The organism is Gemmatirosa kalamazoonensis (assembly GCF_000522985.1).
In the GTDB taxonomy this organism is placed as follows: domain Bacteria; phylum Gemmatimonadota; class Gemmatimonadetes; order Gemmatimonadales; family Gemmatimonadaceae; genus Gemmatirosa; species Gemmatirosa kalamazoonensis.
The window spans coordinates 1,935,523-1,956,174 of record NZ_CP007128.1 but is presented as its reverse complement, the minus strand read 5'-3'; the positions used below and the strand labels follow the sequence as shown (position 1 = coordinate 1,956,174).

General features: G+C 72.6%; 16 protein-coding genes, 1 tRNA gene and 1 pseudogene. 9 read left to right on the top strand and 9 right to left on the bottom strand.

Annotated elements, in window-relative coordinates:
* Positions 1-3 precede the first annotated feature (3 nt).
* Positions 4-270, bottom strand: a complete 267-nt coding sequence (locus tag J421_RS08540; protein WP_025410761.1) for a hypothetical protein — start codon at positions 268-270, stop codon at positions 4-6.
* Positions 271-504: 234 nt separating this feature from the next.
* On the opposite strand from J421_RS08540, the gene J421_RS08535 reads away from it, so the two are divergent.
* Positions 505-1,470: a PEP-CTERM sorting domain-containing protein gene (locus J421_RS08535; RefSeq protein WP_148306221.1), complete on the top strand. Its 966-nt coding sequence runs from the start codon at positions 505-507 to the stop codon at positions 1,468-1,470.
* A gap of 17 nt (positions 1,471-1,487) precedes the next feature.
* On the opposite strand, the gene J421_RS08530 is transcribed toward J421_RS08535, so the two are convergent.
* Positions 1,488-2,684: a TonB family protein gene (locus tag J421_RS08530; RefSeq protein ID WP_158508699.1), complete on the bottom strand. Its 1,197-nt coding sequence runs from the start codon at positions 2,682-2,684 to the stop codon at positions 1,488-1,490.
* A 128-nt stretch (positions 2,685-2,812) separates the two neighbouring features.
* Between J421_RS08530 and J421_RS08525 the strand changes: the two genes are divergently transcribed.
* Together J421_RS08525 and J421_RS08520 are read left to right on the top strand one after the other, a co-directional pair.
* Positions 2,813-4,015 carry a mannose-1-phosphate guanylyltransferase gene (locus tag J421_RS08525; RefSeq protein WP_158508697.1) on the top strand — a complete coding sequence of 401 codons (1,203 nt, stop codon included), beginning with the start codon at positions 2,813-2,815 and terminating at the stop codon, positions 4,013-4,015.
* Between the two features lie 67 nt (positions 4,016-4,082).
* On the top strand, positions 4,083-5,477 hold the full coding sequence (locus J421_RS08520; RefSeq protein WP_104022408.1) for a carboxypeptidase-like regulatory domain-containing protein: 1,395 nt from the start codon (positions 4,083-4,085) through the stop codon (positions 5,475-5,477).
* 11 nt (positions 5,478-5,488) lie between these two features.
* Here the strand turns inward: J421_RS08520 and J421_RS08515 are convergent, their stop codons facing one another.
* Complete coding sequence (locus J421_RS08515; protein ID WP_025410756.1) at positions 5,489-6,253, bottom strand: enoyl-CoA hydratase/isomerase family protein; 765 nt, start codon at positions 6,251-6,253, stop codon at positions 5,489-5,491.
* Between the two features lie 183 nt (positions 6,254-6,436).
* Between J421_RS08515 and J421_RS08510 the strand changes: the two genes are divergently transcribed.
* Both J421_RS08510 and J421_RS08505 read left to right on the top strand, forming a co-directional pair.
* Positions 6,437-6,952, top strand: a complete 516-nt coding sequence (locus J421_RS08510) for a hypothetical protein (RefSeq protein WP_025410755.1) — start codon at positions 6,437-6,439, stop codon at positions 6,950-6,952.
* Positions 6,953-7,147: 195 nt separating this feature from the next.
* Positions 7,148-7,783, top strand: coding sequence for an outer membrane protein (locus J421_RS08505; RefSeq protein WP_148306220.1), 636 nt, complete (start codon positions 7,148-7,150; stop codon positions 7,781-7,783).
* Positions 7,784-7,852: 69 nt separating this feature from the next.
* On the opposite strand, the gene J421_RS08500 is transcribed toward J421_RS08505, so the two are convergent.
* The 4 genes and pseudogenes from J421_RS08500 to J421_RS08480 form a co-directional block, all read right to left on the bottom strand.
* On the bottom strand, positions 7,853-8,386 hold the full coding sequence (locus J421_RS08500; RefSeq protein ID WP_025410753.1) for a 2'-5' RNA ligase family protein: 534 nt from the start codon (positions 8,384-8,386) through the stop codon (positions 7,853-7,855).
* 18 nt (positions 8,387-8,404) lie between these two features.
* Positions 8,405-10,311: pseudogene (locus J421_RS34590) on the bottom strand (DEAD/DEAH box helicase).
* A 170-nt stretch (positions 10,312-10,481) separates the two neighbouring features.
* Positions 10,482-11,297 (bottom strand): phosphatase PAP2 family protein, encoded by an 816-nt coding sequence (locus J421_RS08485; protein WP_025410752.1) that lies wholly within the window; start codon positions 11,295-11,297, stop codon positions 10,482-10,484.
* A gap of 119 nt (positions 11,298-11,416) precedes the next feature.
* On the bottom strand, positions 11,417-12,484 hold the full coding sequence (locus J421_RS08480; RefSeq protein WP_025410751.1) for a trypsin-like serine protease: 1,068 nt from the start codon (positions 12,482-12,484) through the stop codon (positions 11,417-11,419).
* Between the two features lie 209 nt (positions 12,485-12,693).
* On the opposite strand from J421_RS08480, the gene J421_RS08475 reads away from it, so the two are divergent.
* Complete coding sequence (locus tag J421_RS08475; RefSeq protein ID WP_025410750.1) at positions 12,694-13,086, top strand: protease complex subunit PrcB family protein; 393 nt, start codon at positions 12,694-12,696, stop codon at positions 13,084-13,086.
* Positions 13,087-13,090: 4 nt separating this feature from the next.
* Here J421_RS08475 and J421_RS08470 read toward each other — a convergent pair whose 3' ends face one another.
* Positions 13,091-14,809 carry an N-acyl-D-amino-acid deacylase family protein gene (locus tag J421_RS08470; protein ID WP_025410749.1) on the bottom strand — a complete coding sequence of 573 codons (1,719 nt, stop codon included), beginning with the start codon at positions 14,807-14,809 and terminating at the stop codon, positions 13,091-13,093.
* A 158-nt stretch (positions 14,810-14,967) separates the two neighbouring features.
* Between J421_RS08470 and J421_RS08465 the strand changes: the two genes are divergently transcribed.
* The 3 genes from J421_RS08465 (at position 14,968) to J421_RS08455 (ending at position 17,693) form a co-directional block, all read left to right on the top strand.
* A tRNA-Asn gene (locus tag J421_RS08465) sits at positions 14,968-15,040 on the top strand.
* A gap of 171 nt (positions 15,041-15,211) precedes the next feature.
* The gene (locus J421_RS08460) at positions 15,212-16,678 is read left to right on the top strand and encodes an MBOAT family O-acyltransferase (protein WP_025410748.1); all 1,467 of its coding nucleotides are present in this window, start codon (positions 15,212-15,214) and stop codon (positions 16,676-16,678) included.
* 1 nt (position 16,679) lies between these two features.
* Positions 16,680-17,693, top strand: a complete 1,014-nt coding sequence (locus J421_RS08455) for a hypothetical protein (protein WP_025410747.1) — start codon at positions 16,680-16,682, stop codon at positions 17,691-17,693.
* Between the two features lie 84 nt (positions 17,694-17,777).
* Here J421_RS08455 and J421_RS08450 read toward each other — a convergent pair whose 3' ends face one another.
* Entirely contained in the window at positions 17,778-20,612 is a 2,835-nt protein-coding gene (locus J421_RS08450; RefSeq protein ID WP_104022405.1) for a M14 family metallopeptidase, read from the bottom strand.
* Between the last annotated feature and the right edge of the window lie 40 nt (positions 20,613-20,652).

The window sequence follows — 20,652 nt, the reverse complement described above, 5'->3', positions numbered from 1 at the left end:
CGGTCAGCTCAGCACCGTCGCGCCGGCCACCTCGTCCACCGACGGGGCCACCGCGACGTGAGGCGCCGCGGCCGCCGATTCGGCCAGCGCACGCCGGAGCTCCGCCGCAGCGAGCGCCGCCTGCCGCGCGGCAAGGATGGCCGCTCGCCACAGCTGCTCGCTCGGCACGCCCTCGACCCGCGGCGCGGCCGGCGGCGTGTCCGCCGCGGGGTCCCCCGTCGCGCCATCGGCGGCGCGACCGTCACTTCGCTGGTACTGCTCCTCCAACATCGCCCACTCCGGCTGTAGAGCGCGGGATGCCGTCCACACCGACGTGGTGGTTTGGCTCCGCCGTGCTTGCGGGCAACGGATGTGCCACGCGGCGGACGCGCGCGGCGCATCACCCGTCGAACCACCAAGCTTTCTTTGTAGACCGCCTTACAAGGAGTTCTTTGTTGTCGGGCTTGCCAGAGCGCCGGGTATCCTCAGCGCACACCGATGGATACCGACTCTCTCGCGACACCCATGTCGACTCTTCGCTCCGCTCTCACGACGTGCCTGCTCGGCGCATCCGTGGCGCTGGCGTTCTCCGCTCCGACCACGCTGCACGCGCAGCCGCTCTGCGCCCCCGGCACCTGGAGCCCGACGGGGCGGCAGCCGTGTACGCCGGCGCCGGCCGGCTACTACGTCCTCACGAAAGGGGCGACGTCACCCACCATCGCCCCGCCGGGCACCTACGTGCCGGCCGCCGGCGCCGTGAAGCCGACGCCGGCCCGCGCCGGCTTCTTCGTGCCGCTCCCCGGCAGCACGGTGCGCTTCCCCGCGGAGCTGGGCTTCTACTCGTCCGGCGAGCGTCCGATCGCCGAGGTGCCAGCCGCTCCGGGCTACTTCGTGCCGACGACGATGGCGACGCACCAGACGCTCTGCGCCGCGCAGACGACGTCGTACGGCCAGGCGCCCGCCTGCCGCTTCATCGGCGGCGCCGGCACGCCGGTCCCGGGCTCGGTCGAGCCGGAGTTCGCGTCGTCGTTCACGCCGGGGTCCACGATCGACCTCGGGCTGCTGGCGCAAGGCTCGACGTTCACGCTGCACTGGTGGATCGCGAACACGTCGACCGCGCTGCAGAGCATCTACGGCGGCATGCCCTCGGCGCCCCAGGTGCTCGAGCTCACGCAGCTCTCGCTGCTCGGCGTGACGGCGTCGCCCGCGCCGCAGGTGCTCACCACGATCCTCGGGCTGCCCGCGGGCACGGTGCTCGGCGAGGGCGGGCTGGAGCCGTTCGACGTCGCGATCACCGGCGTCGCGCGCGGCGCGTTCACGCAGACGCTCTCGTTCCACACCGACGCGACGGCCGGCTTCGGCCAGCCGGGGGCGACGTACGACGTGCAGTTCACCGGCACGGTGACGCCGGAGCCGTCGTCGCTGTCGCTCGTCGCGCTCGGCGCGCTTGGCCTCGGCGCCGCCGTCGTGCGGCGCCGCCGCCGCGCCTGATGCCTAACGCCTGACGCCTAACGCTTCCCGGCCGCCGTCGACTGGAACTGGATCGGCAGCTGCACGATCTGCCGCACCGCGCGGCCGCGAAGCAGGGCGGGAATGAAGCGCGCCGAGAACACCGCCTCGCGGGCGGCGCGCGCGAAGCCGGGGTGCGACGCCTGCACGACGTTGATGGTCTCCGTCTCCACGCGCCCCTCGGTGTCGACCACGAACTCGACGACCGCGACGCCCGACAGCTTGCTCTGCTTCAGCGAGTCCGGGTAGTACGCCTCGACCGGCACCTGCGAGTCGACCACCACCGGTCGGTCCACCTGCTCCGCGGTGTACACGGTCGCCGACGCGAGCAGCGCGTTGATCTCCTCGGCGGTCATCGGCTTGCGCTTGCTCTGTTTGGGCCGACGCTCCGGGAGACGCGACCACACGGCGACGACGCCGCATCGCTCCTCGCCGCGCGGGCCGCGCAGCTCCACCGGCACCTCGCTCACGCCGTTGTAGATCTCGATGCCGCCGAGCGAGTTCGGCGCGAACGCGTCGATGTCGAAGTAGCCGGCGAGCGCCGGCGTGCCGTCGATCCACACGAGCGGGTCGCAGCGGCTCCCGCGCAGGCGCAGCGACGTGCCGCGCAGGCCGTTGAACACCTGCACGCCGGGGACGCCGCGCAGCAGATCCGTCGTCCGGATCGCGTTGCGCGCGTCGATCTGCCCGGCGGTGAGGAAGCGGCCCATGCCGAAGTCGCGGCGGCGGTTGAAGTCGGCGAGCGGCCCCTCGTAGTGTCGACGCCTGTCCTGGATGACGACCGCCGACAGCGTCTGCGACGTCGTCTCGAGCCGCACCGACAGCGGCATCGAGACCGGCAGCTCGGTCTCCACGGTGACGGGCTTGAAGCCGATGCGGCGCACCGAGAGCGTGGCGGGTCCGCGCGGGAGCGGCGGGAACTTGAACGTGCCCGAGTCGTCGCTGTACAGCCGACGCGCGAGCGTCACGGCGGCGCCGTTCGGCCTCGGCGTGATGGTGACCTCGGCGCTCGCGATGGCAAGTCCGTCGGGTCCGCGCACGCGCCCCTCGACGGGAACGAGCGAGTCGGTGGAGGCGGTGGACGCGACGGTCGCCGCCGGTGTCTGCGCCCGCGCCGGAACCGTGCCGACGAGGAACAGTGCCGCCGCACTCAGGGTGGGACGACCGAGGGGCGAGCGAAGTGGTTGGAAGCGCATAAGGTGCCTCCAGGGAAGCCGTACCATGCCTGATGGTGCAGGTGCGGCATACGACGCGCCAGGGTATTCTTCAGCCGCCGATCCCGAAAAGCGGGCGGTTCGTCCCAGGCCAATTTCCTACCCTCGCCATGGTCCCACCGATCCCCGGTTCTATTCCGCCGTTCGGTGGGATCCCCGAGTCGGTCGAGGCAGAGTCGGACGCGGTGGGCACGCTGCCGAGCGAGCAGCCGGAGCCGGAAGACGCGCTGCAGACCGGCCTAACGCTGTGGGCCATCGTGCTCGCCGGCGGCATCGGCTCGCGCTTCTGGCCGCTCTCCACGCCGGAGCGCCCGAAGCAGCTGCTCGCGCTCGTCGGCGAGCGCCCGCTCATCGCCGACACGATCGCGCGGCTCGCGCCCACGGTGCCGGCGGACCGCGTGCTCGTGCTCACGAGCGCCGACATCGCCGATGCGCTGCACGCGGCGATCCCCGAGGTGCCCGACGCGAACATGCTCGTCGAGCCGCGCCCGATGGGCACCGCCGCGGCGATCGCGTGGGGCGCGCAGGAGATCGCGCGCCGCGTCGGCCCACGCACGTTGTTCGTCGCGCTGCACGCCGACCTCGCGGTGGCGTACCCCGACGAGCTGCGCCGACTGCTGAAGCGCGCCGCCGCGATCGCCGCGCGCGACGCGTCGATCGTCGCGTTAGGCGCCGAGCCGACGCGCCCCGAGTCGGGGTTCGGCTACCTCATGCCCGCGGCGCCGCTCGAGGGCGACGACGCGCGGCGCACGGCGCCGTTCCACGTGCGCCGCTTCGTCGAGAAGCCGGGCCCGATCCTGGCCGAGGAGCTCATCGCGGAGCGCGCGTTCTGGCACACCGGGATCCTCGTCGCGCAGGCGGGGACGATGCTCGACGCGCTCGCCGAGCGGACCACGGAGCTGCAGCCGGGGCTCGCCGCGCTCGCCGCCGGCAAGCTCGATCGCTTCGCTGGGCTCATCCAGAGCGTGTCGATCGAGCGCGGCCTGCTCGAGCGGAGCGAGAACGTCGTCGTGCTCCCCGGCGAGTTCGGATGGGACGACGTCGGGACGTGGGCCGCGCTGCGGCGCGTGCGGGAGCTGGACGACACGGGGAACGGCGTATGGGGCGCCGCGCACGTCGTCGACTCGTCGTCGTGCGTCGTCCACGCCGACGGCGGCACGGTGGTGCTGTACGGCGTGTCGGGAATGCTCGTCGTGTCGCGCCCCGGGCTCACGTTCGTGACGACGCTCGACCGCGCGACGGAGCTCAATCCACTGCTCGACCAGCTGCCGGACGGACTCGCGGGGCGCTCGCCGCGTCGACCGGAGATCTGACTGGCGGGGTTTCGGGTCGCGGTCTACCTTCGCCGCCCCGCCGCCCCCGATCCTGGAGCCCTGCCCGATGCGCGCTCGGCGTGACGCCGTGGTCGCCGCCTCCCTCGCCGTCGCCGCGCTCGCAGCCCGCGACGCCGGCGCGCAGCAGCCCGCGCTCGGCGCGGTGTACGGCGTGGTGTACGACTCGCTCGGCCACGGACCGCTCGCACGGGCCTACGTCCAGATCGTGCGCGCGGACGACCTGGACGGGGGCCGGACGGTGGCCGCAGACGCCGCCGGCGCGTTCCGGATCGACTCGCTCGGGCCTGGCCGCTACCTCGTCGGCTTCTTTCACCCGCTGCTCGACCTGTTGCGGGTCGAGGCCACGCCGCGGGTCGTCGACCTCGGGGCCGGGGACGGCGCGGTCCGCGTCGATCTCGGCGTGCCGGACCTCGCGCGCGTGCGGCCGGTCGTGTGCGGGAGCCCGCAGGCGTCGACCGACTCGTCCGGCCTGCTCGCCGGCCGCGTGCGCGACGCGGTCGACGGAGCGCCCGTGCCGAACGCCACGGTCGTCCTCACCTGGTCGGAGGTGTCGGTCGGTGCCCGCGGGCTGCGCACGGAGCACCGCCGCGTACCGATCACCACCGGTCGGGGCGGCAGCTTCGTGCTGTGCGGCGTCCCGTCCGGCGAGGAGCTCGTCGCGTCCGCGGCGGTCCCGGGTCGCGCGAGCGGCGAGGTCGCGCTGGAGCTGCCCCCGCGGGGATTCGTCGTGCGCGACCTCCTCCTCGGCGACACGGCGTCCGCGGCGCGCGGTACCGCGCGTCTCACCGGGACCGTGCGCGATTCGGACGGCCGCCCCGTGCGCGGGGCCCGGGCCTTCGTCTGGGGCGCGGCGGCGTCGGCCACCGTCGACGCGAACGGGGCGTTCACGCTCGGCGGGCTGCCCGCGGGCACGCGCACGCTCGAGCTGCGGGCGATCGGGTTCGCGGCGCGCCGCGTGGCCGTCGATCTCTCCACCGACCGCACCGGCAGCGTGGACGTGCGCATGGAGCGGACGGCGGTGGCCCTCGGCCCGGTGACGGTCTTCGGCACCCCGTCCCGGCAGTCGCCGCTGCTCACCGAGTTCCTCGACCGCCAGCGCCACAATGCCTTCGGCCGGTTCCTGACCGCCGCGGACCTCGATCGCGCGAAACCGACGGTGCTCTCCGCCGCGCTGCGCGACGTACCGGGGCTGCAGATCACGCCCGACGGGCACCTCGGCAACATGATCCTCGGCCGCGGGAAGCTCGGCAGCGGCACCTGCCAGGCGCTCCTGTTCCTGGACGGGATGCCGGTCCCGCCCGGCGACCGGATCGACGACTTCGTCGACCCCCAGCAGGTGGCGGGGATCGAGGTCTACGCCGACCCGGCCTACGCCCCGCCGCAGTACGCGAGCGGCCGGCTGACCAGCTGCAGCATCGTGCTGATCTGGTCCCGCCACTAGCACCCACGGCGTCAGCCCCTGGCGCGGAACTCCGCCATGGCGCGCTGCACCTCGGGAGTCGCCAGGCACGTCTTGATGTGCGCGACCTCGTCGCGCAGGTGCGCGGCGAGCGGCGTGTCGGGACTCCCGGTGAGCAGGCGCTTGGTGAGCGCGAGCGCGACCGGCGACGCGGCGGCGACCCGGGCGGCATACGCGGCGACGTCCTCGGCGAACCGCTCGGCGGGTATCACGAGCGCGAGCCCGATGCGCTCGGCCTCGTCGGCGCTCACGTCGCGGCCGGTGAACAGGATGTCCGCCGCGCGCGCCGAGCCGACGTGGCGCGGCAGGAAGTACGACACGCCGGCGTCCGGGCTGAGGCCGCGCCGCACGTAGCCGGCGGCCATCGTCGCGCCCGCGGCGACGAGCCGCAGGTCGCAGGCGAGCGCGAGGCCGAAGCCGGCACCGACCGCGGGGCCGTTCACGGCGGCGATCACCGGCTTCTCGCAGCCGCGCACCGCGAGCACCCACCGGCCGACCCAGTGCAGCGGGTCGAGCCGTTCGGGGAGCGACCGGTCGCTGCCCATGGCAGGGTCACGCAGATCGAGCCCCGCGCAGAAGCCGCGGCCGGCCCCGGTGACGACGACCACGCGGACCGCGTCGTCGGCCGCCGCGTCGTCGAGGGCGAGCGGGAGCGCGTCGGCGAGCGCGGGGTTCACGGCGTTCAGCCGGTCGGGCCGATCGAGGGTGATCGTGCGAACGCCGTTCGGCTCCGTATCGACCCGGAGAGGGATGGTCATGCGTGATGGTGTCGGGCGGAGAGGCGGGTCTGTGTAGGGACAACTACGGAGTCAAGACTAGGTATTCCGCTCCTTGTTGCCTATACTCTGTGACGAACGTCTCACGCGGACGGCCTCCCGGAGCTCGCTGTTCCCGCCTTCGCTCCATCCCACCGCTCGTCCGCCCCGCCGCACCGTGGTCCCATGCCGAAGCTGAATCCTTTCCGCACGAACGGCACGATCCAGGTCACCCGCGATCGGAAGACCCCCGCTCCACGGGACGTCGCGACGTTCTATCAGCGCGCCGATGCCCTCTACCGTGCGGCGATGGAGTGCTGCCGGCAGCACGAGCGCCTGTCGCGCTTCGTGCGCGATCGCGCGATGGGCGCCGAGCAGCGGGCGGCGCAGGCGCTGGTCACGGTGACCGACCAGGCGTTGGCGGACATGGCGGCGGCCTACGAGGCAGCCGCCACTCGTATTTGTGCCGAGCGGGACAGCGGCTGCTGGCAGGCCGCGAACCAGCTCTGGATGGCGAGCCGCGAGTACGCGCGCCGGCAGCGCATCGCGAGCCGCGCCGTGCGCGACCTGGGCGACGGGAAGCACAGCACCGAGCGGTTGGCCGAGCTCACGGTGGATTACGACCTCGAGGCGTCGGCGCTCCTGCTGCTGAGGCAGGCGACGACGGCCTACGCCCGCATCCGCCCGCAGGCCGCGGCCTGAGCGCCTCGGCGGGCGTCGCCGTCGCGCGACGCCCGCCGTCCCAGCGGGGTGACACGCACCCCGGCGTGAACATGTGAAGCCCTTCCGGCGACGCGACTTACGGCGTGTCGTCGGAGGGCCCGGCGGTTGCCTCGGCAGTCGGTGCCGCGTCCGGCGAAGGTCGGGCGGCGTGCCGTGACCCACACCGGGCTTCCCATGTCTCCTCGCCCCCACCTCGCCGGTGGCCGCGTCGCGTCCATCGCGATCGGCGCCCTCGCCACGCTCCCGCTCCTGGCGCCCCGCGCCCAGGCCCAGCGGCATCCGCCGCAGCCGTGGGAGCGGCGCAGCTCCCCGTTCGTCGCCATCGGCGGCGACGGCGTGTACTCGTCCGTCCGCGCGCGAGCCTCCGACCCGCGGATCGGCGACGGCTACGGCTTCGACGTCCACGCGAGCATCGGCGTCAGCGCGCTCGGCGTCGGCGCCGGCTACCAGCGCACGGAGCACGATCTCGCGGGGTCCACGGACCACGCGATCTACTCGGGCTACTACCTCGAGCCGCGCGTGACGCTGGACCTCGGGGCGGGCAACTTCACGCCGTACCTCGCGGGACGCATCGGCCGCACGAAGGTGTCGTCGCCGACGACGCTGTCGAGCACCGCGACGCCGCTCACCGGCACCACGTACGCGGCGGGCGGCGGGCTGCAGGTGTGGCTCGCCCGGTCGCTCGCCCTCGACCTCGGCGCGCTCTGGTCGCGCCTCGACTACGGCGCCCGCGAATCCTCGGCGCGCGACGTCCTGCGGAACGGGGAGGACGGAGTGCTCGTGCGCGCGGGCGTGCGACTTACGCCGTGATGGCGAGCGTGGAGCGTGGAGCGTGGAGCCTGGAGGGACTGCGGCGCTCCACGCTCCACGCTCCACGCTCTACGCTCCCTCGAACGGCAGCTCCAGCAGCTTCACCGCCGGCTGCGGGTCGCGCGTGTGATACACGGTCATGCGATCCAGCCGCACCGGCTCGTCGAAGCGCATGCCGAGCAGCTCGCGGAACGCATCGCGTGACAGCGTGGGATAGAAGCTGAGCGTCGCGTGCGGCGTGAACGTGAACTTCGCGCGCGCGAACGGCAGCCCGCTGCGCGCGATGCGATCGTGCAGCCGGCGCAGTGGGCCGTGCGGGTCGAGCGGCAGCACCACGATGTTGGTCTGCATGAACCGGTGCGGCCGCTCGAACGGCAGCTCCAGCGCGGGCGTCGTGTCCGCGATCGGCTTCAGCGCGTCTCGGATGCGCTCCACGGGCGTCGACGGCACGATCGGCCCGACGCCCGACGAGCCGACGAGCGTGACGTGCGGCGGCGTCTCCCGCGCGAGCTTCGGGTCGAACCGCCGCTGCACGTCGCGGATCCGCTCGCCCAACGGACCGCCGATCTCGCTGAGGACGAAGATGCCGTTCGCGCCGGGCACGTCGCCGTCAGGCGCGCGTCACGCGCGGTCGCGGCGCACGACGACGCGCTTGCCCTTCACCGTCGTGCCGCGCAGCGCGTCGATCACCGCCTCCACCGCCGATTCGGGGACCTCGACGAGCGAGAACCGGTCGGCGATCTCGATGGCCCCGATGGCGCGCGCGTGCAGCCCCGCCTCGTTCGCGATCGCGCCGACGAGATCCGCCGGGCGGATCCCCGCCTTCCGCCCGGCGCCGACGTAGATGCGCGTCGTGTCGCCGGTGCCGCGGTCGCGACGCGTTCGCGCGTCCCGCCCCGCGTCGTCGGGGTACCGCTCGCTCGACGGGCCGGCGCGACGTTGCTGTCGGGGGGGGCCCCCTCGCGGCCGCCCTCGCGGCCGCCCTCGCGCCCGCCCTCGCGCGCACTCTCGCGCGCGCCTTCGCGGCCCCCCTCGTCGCGCCAGCTCTCGCGGCGCGGGCGCTCGTTCCGCTCGAAGCGGCCGAAGCGTCCCGCCGTGCGCGAGCCACCGCGGTACTCGCCCACGGTCACCGTCGGGATCTCGACGTCGTCCTCCTCGGCGTCGCCGGCGGTCGCCTCGTGCGCGACGCTCACCGCCGCGGCGGCGACGTCCATGAGATCGAACTCGTTCGCGAGCGTCTCCACGACGATGCGGAAGCGGTCGAGCCGCGCCGCGTTCGTCTGTGCCTCCACGAGCGCGTCCTGCACCGCCGCGCGCGTGAGATCGAGGCGGCGCGCGCGCAGGTCGGCGACCGTGGGCACGACGGCGAACTCGATCTTCTGTCCGGTCAGCCGCTCGATGTTGCGCAGCAGCCGATGCTCGCGCGGCTCGGCGATGGTCACCGCCGCGCCCTCGCGGCCCGCCCGCCCGGTGCGGCCGATGCGGTGCACGTACGCCTCGGGCGCGCTCGGCACGTCGTAGTTCACGACGTGCGACACGTGCTCGACGTCGAGGCCGCGCGCGGCGACGTCGGTGGCGACGAGCAGCTCGAGCTGGCCGCCGCGGAAGCGCCGCATGACGCGATCGCGCGCCTCCTGCCCCATGCCGCCGTGCAGCGCTTCGGCGCTCCAGCCGCGGCCGGCAAGCGTCTCGGTGAGCTCGTCGACTTCCGTGCGCGTGCGGCAGAACACGATCGCGCTCGTCGGCGCCTCGATGTCGAGCACGCGGCCGAGCGTCGCGAGCTTGTGCGCGCGCGGCACGACGTACGCCGTCTGCCTAACGCGCGGCACGGTGCCGGCGGCCATCGGCTCGCGCGCGATCTCGACGCGCGCGGGATCGCGCAGATGCGCGCCGGCGATGCGCGCGACCTGCGGCGCCATGGTGGCCGAGAACAGCGCGGTCTGCCGCTCGGTCGGCGTCGCCTCGAGGATCGCGCGCAGCTCGTCCTCGAACCCCATGTCGAGCATCTCGTCGGCCTCGTCGAGCACCACGACGCGCACCGAGTCGAGCCGCAGCGTGCCGCGCCCGAGGTGGTCGAGCGCGCGCCCCGGTGTGGCGACGACGACGTCGACGCCGCGCTCGAGCGCGGAGAGCTGCCGTCCCATCGGCGCGCCGCCGTAGATGGGCACGACCTGGATGCCTAACGGTCGGCCGTACTTGTGCACCGCTTCCGCCACCTGCATCGCGAGCTCGCGCGTCGGCACGAGGACGAGCGCGGCCGGCGACCCGTCGCGGTTCCGCGCGCCCGCGACGCGGTCGAGCAGCGGCAGCGCGAACGCGGCCGTCTTGCCCGTGCCGGTCGCGGCGAGCCCGAGGACGTCGCGCCCCTCGAGCAGCACGGGGATCGCCGCGCGCTGGATGGGCGTGGGCTCCTCGTAGCCGAGCGCGGTGACCGCGGTGAGCAGCTCGGGGCGCAGGCCGAGCGCCGCGAAGCCGCCGTCGTCGGGCGGTACGGTGTCGAGGAGTTCGGGGGAAGTCGGTGCGGACATGATGGCGTGCCATTGGAAAAAGCGTCACGGCCCCGACAGCGCTGTCGAGGCCGTGAGACGGGCTGACGCAGGAGGTGCGCCGCTCCCAGATGCAATATCGCTGGTCGGGCCCACGTCCGGTACCGCGATGAGAGAGCGGCTCTCTTTCTCCCAAGGAAAACGGAACGTGCCTAACGCACGAATGCCATCGGCACGGCGCCGCGCCCGTCGATCGATGCGCCGAGGAACCAGCGGTCCAGACGGTTGCGCGGGCGGGTGTGCTGGTAGCGCACGACGGCGACACCGGCGAGCGTGCCGAACCCGGCGCCGGCGACGACGTCACTCGCCCAGTGCCGGTTGTCGAACATGCGCGACCAGCCGACGAGCGACGCCGCGCCGTACGCGGGCACGCCGACGAGCCACCGCGCGTCCGGGCGGCGGCGCACGGTCTCCGCCGTGAGCGCGGCCGCGGCGGCGAACGCGGTCGTTGCGTGACCCGACGGGAACGACTGGAACTCGCCGCCGCGGGTGATGCCACGCAGGAGCGCCACGTTCGACGGGTCGTGCACGTCGACGGCCGGGCGCGCGCGACCGACGATCGCCTTCACGATCGTGGTGCTCACGAGCGCGACGGCGACGGCCTCGGTCCCGTGCAGCCCGACGTCGGCCATGCCATCCTGCTTCGTCGCGCGACCGACCAGGTACACGACGGGGAGGCCCACGAGGACCCCGGGCTGTGCGGCGAGCCGGAACACCGTCGCGGTGCGCGACAGCGCGCGGCTCCTGCGCACCCCGGGCCGCTGCAGTCGCTCGGCCAGCGTCCGGTCGAGCGCGAAGGCGCCGAGCGTGCCGAGCGCGAAGCCGCCGGCGATCGCGGCGTCGGTGCCGCCGAGCATCGGTGGGGGCGAGGTGGCCGTCGACGACTGCGCGGCGAGCGGGGACGCGCTCGACGCGGCGAGCAGCGCGAGAGCGGCGAGCGTGCGGCGGCTGGGCGCGGGGCGAGGCATACGCCGCCGGTCGATGCAAGGTCGAGCCCACGCGTCCGCGCCTGCCTACCGAAACGCGAGACGCCGCCGACGGGACGCGTCCCGTCGGCGGCGTCCGCGCGCTGCCTAACGCGATCGACTCAGGCGCGCCGGCGACGGCGGGCGACGACGCCGAGCGCGACGAGGCCGGTGCCGAGCAGCACGTACGTCGACGGCTCGGGGACGGCGTTCGACGTGATGAACGCGCGGTTCTGCGTGTCGACCAGGCTCACGTAGCCCCCGATCGCGCCGAACTTCGAGCTGCCGGCGCCCCACGACGTCACGGCGGCGAGCTGGCCGTCGATGAAGTTGCCGCTTCCGGAATCGCCGCGGCCGGTCGTGACCTCACGATCGAGGCCCGGATCGCAGGCGCCGAGGATGAGGCACAGCGTGTTCTTGCCGGCCGTGCCGTTGTCGAAGTCGGTGACGAGCACCGGCGTCGGCGCCGTGGTGAGGCCGATGCACGTCTCCTTGCCGTTCGCGTCGAGGCAGCGATAGCTGTACGCGTCGAACTGGTTCACCCCGGCGAGGCGGTTGCCGCCGCAGCTGAACGAGTCGCCCGTCAGGCCGTTGCCGCAGAGGCCGAAGCCGGCGAACAGGGTGCGCTGGAACAGCGGATCGCCGTAGAACAGCGAGTACCCCGCGGCGAACGACGGCGCCGCGGTGGGCAGCCGGAGCATCGCGAGGTCGTGGTCGTTGTTCACGAACGTCGGATCGTACCCCGACGCGATGACCGCCTGCGACGTGTTGATCGACTGGAACGTGTTGCCCGGCCCGATGAAGAGCACCTGCACGTGGCCGAGCGGCGCGCCGAGGATCGTCGGCGAGACGCAGTGGGCCGCGGTGAGGATGTCGTGACGCCCCCAGAGCAGGGAGCCGGTGCAGCTGCCGAGGAACGTGTTCGTGGGGCTGAACATCTGCAGCAGCGCGACACCGCTCAGGTCGACCCCCTCGCGTACGGCGCCGTAGTTGGCGGCGTAGCTCGTCGGCCCGAAGATGTCGGCGGACACCGCCCCCCCGGTCGTGCCGGTCGCCCGGCCGACGACGATCGTCCGCTCCGGCATCAGGTCGGCGGTCGCGGTGGTCGGGGTCTGCGCCCGAGCGGCTCCCGGCGCGACGGCGAGCACCCCGAGAACGAACGAGAGACGGCGGGACAGGCGTGTGCGCATGAAACCTCCGGGCGGGGGCTGGGGGACGAGAACGGAGGGGGTCGAGGCCGGGAGGGGTTGGCCTCGGCGGGCGGTGGCGCGAATCGGTGGGAGCGTCGGATGTGCGCCACGGGTGCGGCGAGGCAGCCTCTGCCGCGACGCTACTGTTACATCCGCGCGATATCCCGTCAATGCTGTCGCGTCGACGCCACGCCCCTCACCTTCCGTTCATGCTCCCCATCGATCGACTGTTCCGCGCCGCGTCGAGCGATCTGACCGAGCCGGCGGAGCTCGTGGTGCGCGACGCCGCGTCGTGGGAAGGGACGTGGGAGCGGCTGACCGCGGCGACGGTCCCCGCGCCGCACCGGCCCGCGGTGGACTTCTCGCGTGACGTCGTGCTCGTCGTCGCCGCCGGCGAGCGGCCGTCCGGCGGCTGGCGCGTCACGGTCGACGCGGTGAGAGCGGCCGCCGACGGTGGGCTCGACGTGACCTACACCGTGGCTGGTCCGGCGCCGGAGTGCTTCACGGCGCAGGTCATCACCGCGCCGGTGGACGTCGTGCGCGTGCCGCGCCCCGCCGGCACGGTGCGGTTCGCGGCGCGCACGCTGCTCGAGCCGTGCTAGGCGTCTAGCGCCCGGTCCATCCGGGCCCGCGCACCGCTCGGCCCGGGGTCGCCCCGGTGTGGCGGCCGTCGCGCCACACGCCGACACCGTTCACGAACACGTCGCGCACACCGACCGCGAGCTGGTGCGGCTGCGTGTACGTCGCCCGGTCCGCGACGATGGCCGGGTCGAACACGACCACGTCGGCGTAGAACCCCTCGCGCAGCAGCCCGCGGTCGCGCAGGCCGAGGCGGCCGGCCGTGAGCGACGTCATGCGCCGCACGGCGTCCTCGAGCGACAGCACGGAGTCCTCGCGCACGTACTTGCCGAGCACGCGGGCGAAGGTGCCGTAGGCGCGCGGGTGCGTGAGCCCCCTCGCGCTGTCGGGATCGAAGCCGCCCGCGTCGCTGCCGATCATGACCCACGGCCGGCGGAGCTGCATGGCGACGTTCTTCTCGTCCATGCCGAACGTGATCTTCGACAGCCGGTTCCGCTCCGCGATGGTGAGGTCGACGACGGCGTCGGCCCACGACGTGCCTAACGCCTGCGCGATCTCGGGGAGGCGCAGCCCGTTCAGCCTCTGGTACTCGGGGCGCGTGAAGCCGATCGCCATCACCGCGCCGGGCGCGAACTGGCAGAGCTCGAGCGAGCCCCTCGTGGTGTCGGTCATCTCGCGCACGATGCGCGCGCGGGTGGCGGGATCCTTCAGGTTGTCGAGCAGGCGCCCGTTCTCGCTCGCCCACGGCGGGAAGCACGACGCGAGGTTGTTGGACGATGCGGGGTACGGGTACATCGACGCGGTGACGTCCCCACCCGCGCGCCTAACGGAGTCGATCTTCGCGACCATGCCGGGCGCCTTCCACCAGTTGCGGAAGCCGGCCGCCTTGAGGTGATAGACGATCACCGGCACGCCGCCCTCGCGCCCGATGCGAAACGCCTCGTCCATCGCCTCGAACAGCGAGTCCTCCTCGCTGCGCATGTGGGTGATGTAGGTGCCGTGGTACGGCGCCATCGCCTGCGCCTCGGCGATCAGCTCCGCGGTCGTGGCGTAGGATCCCGGCGGGTAGATCAGCGCACTCGACACGCCGAACGCGCCATCCTTCATCGCGTCGGCGACGACGCGGCGCATGGTGTCGAGCTCCGCGGGCGACGCGGGACCGATCGCCTGTCCCTTCGCGTACGCGCGCACGGTGGCGGCGCCGAGGTACGAGCCGACGTTGACGGACTTCGGGTGGCGGTCCATCGCGTCGAGCCACGCGCCAAAGCCGCGCGCACCGCGGAAGCGCTCGTGGAGCGCGTGCTCGGTGGGCGTCGTGGTGCCATCCTCGATGAGCTTCTGGACGGCGTCGTTCACCGGCGCCGGCGTCGTCGCCTCGCCGAGGATCTCCGTCGTGACGCCCTGGGCGACCTTGCCGACGACCCGGCCGTCGCGCCACAGCAGCGCGTCCCACGAGTGGCTCTGGACGTCGATGAACCCCGGCGCGACGACGAGGCCGCGCGCGTCGACGCGGGTGCGCGTGGGCGCGGCGGCGAGCGCGCCGGCGGGGGCGACGCGCACGATGCGGTCGCCGCGGACGCCGACGTCGCCGTACTGCCACGGGTTGCCGGTGCCGTCGACGAGGCGGCCGCCCGTGATGACGAGATCGTACGGCGCGCCGTCGGACGAGCGCGTGGCGCGGGGGGCGCAGGCGGCGAGGGCGAGCAGCAGCGCGAGCGGGAGGCGCGCGGCGCGGATTGAGCGCATCGGGCGGGTGCGGGAGGGGAGCCGGAGCGAGTCCGGCGAGGATAGACGGCGGCACCGTCGACGGCCAGGCCGGGCCGGCGCGGGGCGACCTTCGGGTTGTTGGACGGGCGCCACACCCATTACCATGTGCCGAGGGAGGTCGTCCTCTCCCCTGCCGATGGGGCGTAGCTGAGCTGGCAAAGCGTCCGACTGTTAATCGGAAGATCGGTGGTTCGAATCCACCCGCCCCAGTCGAGAGCCCGGTGCGCACACGTTTGCGCGCCGGGCTTTCTCGTTAACGCCGGTTAATGCCCCATTGACCGCCGGTCCCTTCCGTCGCATCGTCGGTTGCGAGCTACGGGGCGTCCCTCCCAATGCCGCGCTCGCTTCCCCCCTCCGGCCGCCTTCCCGCCGGGCCGCGCGATGCTGTTCAACTCCCTGGCCTTCCTGCTGTTCTTCCCCGTCGTGACGGGGCTGTACTTCGCGCTGCCGCACCGCTGGCGCGCGCCGCTGCTGCTCGCGGCGAGCTGCGTGTTCTACATGGCGTTCGTGCCGGCGTACATCGCGATCCTCGCGTTCACGATCGTCGTGGACTACGTCGCCGGGATCGCGATCGAGCGGGCGGCGGGGCGTGCGCGCCGGTGGGCGCTCGGCGCCAGCATCGTCGCGAACGTCGGCGTGCTCGCGGTCTTCAAGTATTACGGCTTCCTCGCCGCGAACCTCACGTCGTTAGGCCATGCGCTCGGACTCGCGCCGGTGTTCCCGGCGCTGCGCATGCTGCTCCCGATCGGGCTCTCGTTCCACACGTTCCAGGCGATGAGCTACACGATCGAGGTGTACCGCGGCACGCAGCGCGCGGAGCGGAGCCTGCTCACGTACGCGCTGTACGTGATGTTCTACCCGCAGCTCGTCGCGGGCCCCATCGAGCGGCCGCAGAACCTGCTGCACCAGTTCCGCGAGCCGCACGGCTTCGAGTACGCGCGCGTACGCGACGGGCTGCTGCGCATGGCGGTCGGCATGTTCAAGAAGGTGGTGCTCGCGGACACGCTCGCCGCGCAGGTGAACCGCGTGTACGAGCACCCGCACGCGTTCGGCGGTCCGCCGCTGCTCATCGCGACGGTGTTCTTCGCGTTCCAGATCTACTGGGACTTCGCCGGCTACTCCGACATCGCGATCGGCAGCGCGCAGGTGATGGGGTTCCGGCTGATGGAGAACTTCCGCACGCCGTACTTCGCGCGTTCGGTGGGCGAGTTCTGGCGCCGGTGGCACGTCTCGCTGTCGACCTGGTTCAAGGACTACGTCTACATCCCGCTCGGTGGGAGCCGCACGACGACCGTCAGGCACTACGCGAACCTGCTGACGGTGTTCGCGATCAGCGGCCTGTGGCACGGCGCGAGCTGGACGTACGTCGTGTGGGGACTGCTCCACGGCACGTACCTCGTGGTCGGCGATGCGACGCGTCCGCTGCGGAGCGCGGCGCTGCGGCGGCTCGGGCTCGACCGCGACCGCGGCGTCGTCCGCGTCGGCGCCACGCTGACCACGTTCGCGCTCGTGACGATCGCGTGGGTGTTCTTCCGCGCCACGACGTTCGAGCAGGCGAGGTACGTCCTGTCGCACGCGATCGGGCCGAGCGCGGGCGCCGACCGCGCGATGTGGCGGGCGTGGGCGGCGTGTGCGGTGATGATCGCCGGCGCCGTGGCGGCCGAGCGCGCGCTCGCGCGCGCCGGCGAGCCGGCCGAGGCGCTGGAGTCGGCCGAGGGCGTGCCCGCGACGGCGGGCGTGCAGCGGCTGCCGGCGGTGCTCCGCTACGCCGTGTACTACGGGCTGGTCTACGGCTGCATGCTCGCGGCACGCCCCGATGCACCGCAGTTCATCTACTTCCAGTTCTGACGTGACGTCGACACCGCACGCGCTCCGACGGCTCACCGGCCGCCTGGCGATCCTCGCGATCCCGGGCCTGCTGTGGCTCGCGGCGTACGGCGCCCTGGACCCGTTCGGCGTGGTGTGGCGGCACGGCGACTACTGCTGCACGCACGGCGTGCAGTACAACCGCGACTTCGTGTCCACGGAGCGGTACCTCCGTCACCCGCGCCGCGACTCGCTCGACGCGTTCATCTTCGGCAGCTCTCGCTCGGACGTGTACCACGCCTCCGACTGGGCGCCGCACATCCATTCCACGCGGATCTTCCACTTCAACGCCTTCGGCGAGTCGCTGTACGGCGTGCAGACGAAGCTGCGGTGGCTCGATCGCCACGGCGCGCGCCTGCGGCATGTGCTGATCGTCGCCGATACGGGAATGCTCGCGACGGTCGCGGACCAGCCGGGCCACCTGTACATGAAGGACCCGCGCACGAGCGGCGAGAGTGCGCTCGCGTTTCATGGCGCGTTCCTGCACGCGTTCGCGACGCCGAAGTTCCTGCTCGCCTACGCCGACTACCGGCTGTTCCACACGTTCCGCCACTACATGACGGGCTACATCAGCCCGGGCGACGTGGGCTTCGACGCGCGGTCGAACGAGCGATATCAGCTGTCGATGGACCGCGCGATCCGCGACCGGGGCGACGCGTACTTCGTGGAGCTCGCGCACGAGCACCCGCGCCCGCCGACCGCTCCACATCCCGCGCCGCCGGTGATCGGGCCGGTGCAGCGGCGCATGCTGCTCGACATCGCGCGCGTGCTCGCCCGCCAGCACGCCGACTACCGCATCGTCATCAGCGCGCTCTACGACGAGGTGCCGCTGAACCCGGCCGACCTCTCGGCGCTCCGCACGATCTTCGGTCCCGCCAACGTGTTCGACTTCTCCGGCGCGAACCCGATCACGCGCGACGTGCACAACTACTACGAGCAGTCGCACTACCGGCCCGGCGTCGCGCGGGAGATCCTGCGCGCCATCTACGACGGCTGAGGGCAGGAGGGCAAGAGGGCGAGAGGGCAGGAGAGCCTAACGACTCTCCTGCCCTCGTGCCCTCCTGCCCTCCTGCCCTCGCTGTTACATCGCGGCGTTAGGCGCCGTCGGCGTGTAGATGCCGTTGAACAGCCACTTGAACGTGCCGTACGGCTGGGCGCGGAACGTGATCTCGGGGGCGAACAGATACAGCGTCCCCTTCCCCACCTTCGCCTCCGCCGCGGCGACGGCGCCGTTCAGGTAGCTCTGGCCCCACGCCCAGCCGCTGCGCAGCGGCGACGCGGAGGCGAACCACGCGAGCGGCCGCACGCCCTGCGCGGCGGCGTCGGACTTCAGGCGGAACGCGGGGCTGTTGTCGTAGAACACGTCCACCTCGCCGCCCGTGCCGATGCCGTACGACACCGGGCGGGTGGTGTCGACCGCGGCGCGGAGGATGGAGCCCGGGATGTAGAACTTCTCCGCCGGCAGCTCGCGCGTGCCGTTCGCCATCGACTCGACGAGCGCGTTCTCGAGCGGCAGGCCGAGGTGGTAGCCTAACGCCGTCGAGGTGCCGACGGCGACGACGGTGCCGCCGTCCTCGAGGAACTTCCTGATCTGCGGCACGGTCCTCTCCGGCGTGACGCGGCCGAGCCGCGCGCGGAACTCGGCGGGGATGGTCGTCGTGTCCGACTCGCCGCCGAAGCCGCCGCCGCCGCGTCCTCCGCGCCCGCCGCCGACGCCGGGCACGGTGCCCGACGGGAAGACGATCACATCGTACTTCGCCGCGAGGTTGCCGGCGTCGAGGTCCTTCGGGTAGACGAGCTGGAACGGAAAGTCGTACTGCTCGAACAGGTAGCGCGTCCAGCCGGAGGGCATGGAGCCGCCGTACTGGTCGAACAGCGCGATGCGCTTCGGCGTGAGCTTCTGCGCATCGGCGGCCGGGCGCGCGGCCGCGGCGTCGAACGCGACGCCCTGCGAGCGGGCGAGCTCCTGCAGCATCGCGGGCGTGCCGTTCGCCGACGCGATCCAGAACGTGCCGGCGGGATACGTCTTGCCGTTCGCCGAGAGCGGCGAGCGGAGCATGTAGACGTCGGCGCCGGCCTTCAGCGCCTTGTTCACGGCGATGAACGCGTTGTTCATCGCGTGGCTCACGAGGAAGCCCGACGCGTTGGGCGCCGCGGCGACGCGCGCGGCCGGCACGGTGGCGAGCCCCTTCACCTCGACCGCGTTCGGCACGTCGAAGCCGTCGAGGATGCGGTCGAACTGCACGCCCATCTGGTAGGCGAGCGTGTAGCCGGCGTTGTCGTACGGGCGCTTCGGCGGGCCGCCCGGGTACGCGAAGTCGTTCGGGTGGTCCTGCGGCTCGAACATGTCGAGCACGTGCGGCCGGAACGGCTGCGCGGCCTTCACGACGAAGCTGTTCGCCGGGTACTGCTTGCCGTTCACGGTGAACGGCGCGGTGGCCTGCAGCACCGTGACGCCGCCGTAGCGCAGCGCGTTCACGAACCGCACCGCCGTCGGGAAGTCGGGCTGGTCGCTCGGGATGACGTAGCCGCGCGGATCGCGCTTCGCCGGGTCACGGAGGAACTTCGTGAACAGCTCCGTCGGCACCGGACGGCCGCCGCCCAACGCGTCGCCCACCGGACCACCCTGCCGCGGCGGCGCGTTCGCGGCCGCGATCTGCTTCACCGAATCGAGCTCGCTCGGCGTCGTCGTCCACGTGTCCCGGCTGCCGCGCTCGATGGAGTTGCGCGCCATGCGCCAGATGTTGAACAGGAAGTTCTCCTTCTGGCGGCTGGCGAGATCGAGCACCGCGCGGTTCGCCGTGATCGAGTAGTCGATCGACTGGCGGAAGTGCCACGCCTGCGGCGCGATCGGGTACGGCAGATCGGCGCGCGGCAGCTGCTGCTCGGGCACGAACGGGATCGTCTGCGGCGTGGGGTTGCCGATCGTCTCGGTGAGGAGGCCGACCATGTTGTGGAAGTACGGCATGGTGCGGAGCCCGCCGTTCCACCACGTGGAATACGTCGACCCCGAGCGCATCGTGACGCCCGGCTTGCCCTCGGCCTCGAAGCGCGAGTGCATCGCGGAGCCGACCTGGTCGAGCTCCATGACGACGAGCGGATCGTAGTTGTAGTTGAACGGGTCGCGGAACGGCGGCGCGAACATCACCGTGCCGACGGGGCCCGTCTGGTGGTGGTTGTAGACGATCTGCGGGAACCACTCCCAGTACATCACCTTGTTGTCGTTCTGCGTCTCCTTGAGGTTCGCCATGTAGAAGTCGCGGTTGTCGTCGTGCCCCGCGTACTTCTCGTAGAGGCGCGGGATGTTCATGCCGCGCTTCGTGGAGTCGGCGTCCTTCATGTACCAGTTGGAGACGAGCTCCATCCCGTCCGGGTTCACGTGGACGAGGAGGATGATGCAGTCGTTCAGGAACCGCATGGTCTCCGGGTCGGTGCGCGACAGGAGATGGTACGAGGTCTCGATGAGCTGGTGCGCGCCGAGGACCTCGGTGGCGTGGAGGCCGCCGTCGATCCACACGACGGCCTTCCCCTCGCGGGCGAGCGCGCGGGCCTCGCTCGAGTCGCGCGCCAGGCCTAACGCGAGGCGGCGCGAGATCTCCTTGTAGCGGTCGAGGCGCGCGAGGTTCGCCGGGCTCGAGACGATCATCATGAGCTGCGGCCGCCCTTCCTCGGTCTTGCCGATCTCGACGAGCTTCGCGCGGTCGGACTGCGCGGCGATGGTGCGCCAGTACTTCTCGAACTGGGTGTAGGTCGCGAGGCGATAGTCGTCGCCGACGTTGAAGCCGAACGCTTCCTTCGGCGTGGTGATGTGGCGTGCGGCGCTCGGCTGCGCGGTCGCCGCGAGCGGCGTCGCGAGCGGCGCCGCGACGAGGAGCAGGGCGGCGCCGAGGGCGCGGCAGGATCGGGCCTGGAGCATTGGGGGGATGGGCGGCCTGTGGAAACGGGGCGCTCGGGGC

Coding starts and splice junctions, on each gene's coding strand:
- J421_RS08540 (WP_025410761.1), bottom strand. CDS start 270: ATGTTGGAGGAGCAGTACCAGCGAAGTGACGGTCGCGCCGCCGATGGC.
- J421_RS08535 (WP_148306221.1), top strand. CDS start 505: ATGTCGACTCTTCGCTCCGCTCTCACGACGTGCCTGCTCGGCGCATCC.
- J421_RS08530 (WP_158508699.1), bottom strand. CDS start 2,684: ATGCGCTTCCAACCACTTCGCTCGCCCCTCGGTCGTCCCACCCTGAGT.
- J421_RS08525 (WP_158508697.1), top strand. CDS start 2,813: ATGGTCCCACCGATCCCCGGTTCTATTCCGCCGTTCGGTGGGATCCCC.
- J421_RS08520 (WP_104022408.1), top strand. CDS start 4,083: ATGCGCGCTCGGCGTGACGCCGTGGTCGCCGCCTCCCTCGCCGTCGCC.
- J421_RS08515 (WP_025410756.1), bottom strand. CDS start 6,253: ATGACCATCCCTCTCCGGGTCGATACGGAGCCGAACGGCGTTCGCACG.
- J421_RS08510 (WP_025410755.1), top strand. CDS start 6,437: ATGCCGAAGCTGAATCCTTTCCGCACGAACGGCACGATCCAGGTCACC.
- J421_RS08505 (WP_148306220.1), top strand. CDS start 7,148: ATGTCTCCTCGCCCCCACCTCGCCGGTGGCCGCGTCGCGTCCATCGCG.
- J421_RS08485 (WP_025410752.1), bottom strand. CDS start 11,297: ATGCCTCGCCCCGCGCCCAGCCGCCGCACGCTCGCCGCTCTCGCGCTG.
- J421_RS08480 (WP_025410751.1), bottom strand. CDS start 12,484: ATGCGCACACGCCTGTCCCGCCGTCTCTCGTTCGTTCTCGGGGTGCTC.
- J421_RS08475 (WP_025410750.1), top strand. CDS start 12,694: ATGCTCCCCATCGATCGACTGTTCCGCGCCGCGTCGAGCGATCTGACC.
- J421_RS08470 (WP_025410749.1), bottom strand. CDS start 14,809: ATGCGCTCAATCCGCGCCGCGCGCCTCCCGCTCGCGCTGCTGCTCGCC.
- J421_RS08460 (WP_025410748.1), top strand. CDS start 15,212: ATGCTGTTCAACTCCCTGGCCTTCCTGCTGTTCTTCCCCGTCGTGACG.
- J421_RS08450 (WP_104022405.1), bottom strand. CDS start 20,612: ATGCTCCAGGCCCGATCCTGCCGCGCCCTCGGCGCCGCCCTGCTCCTC.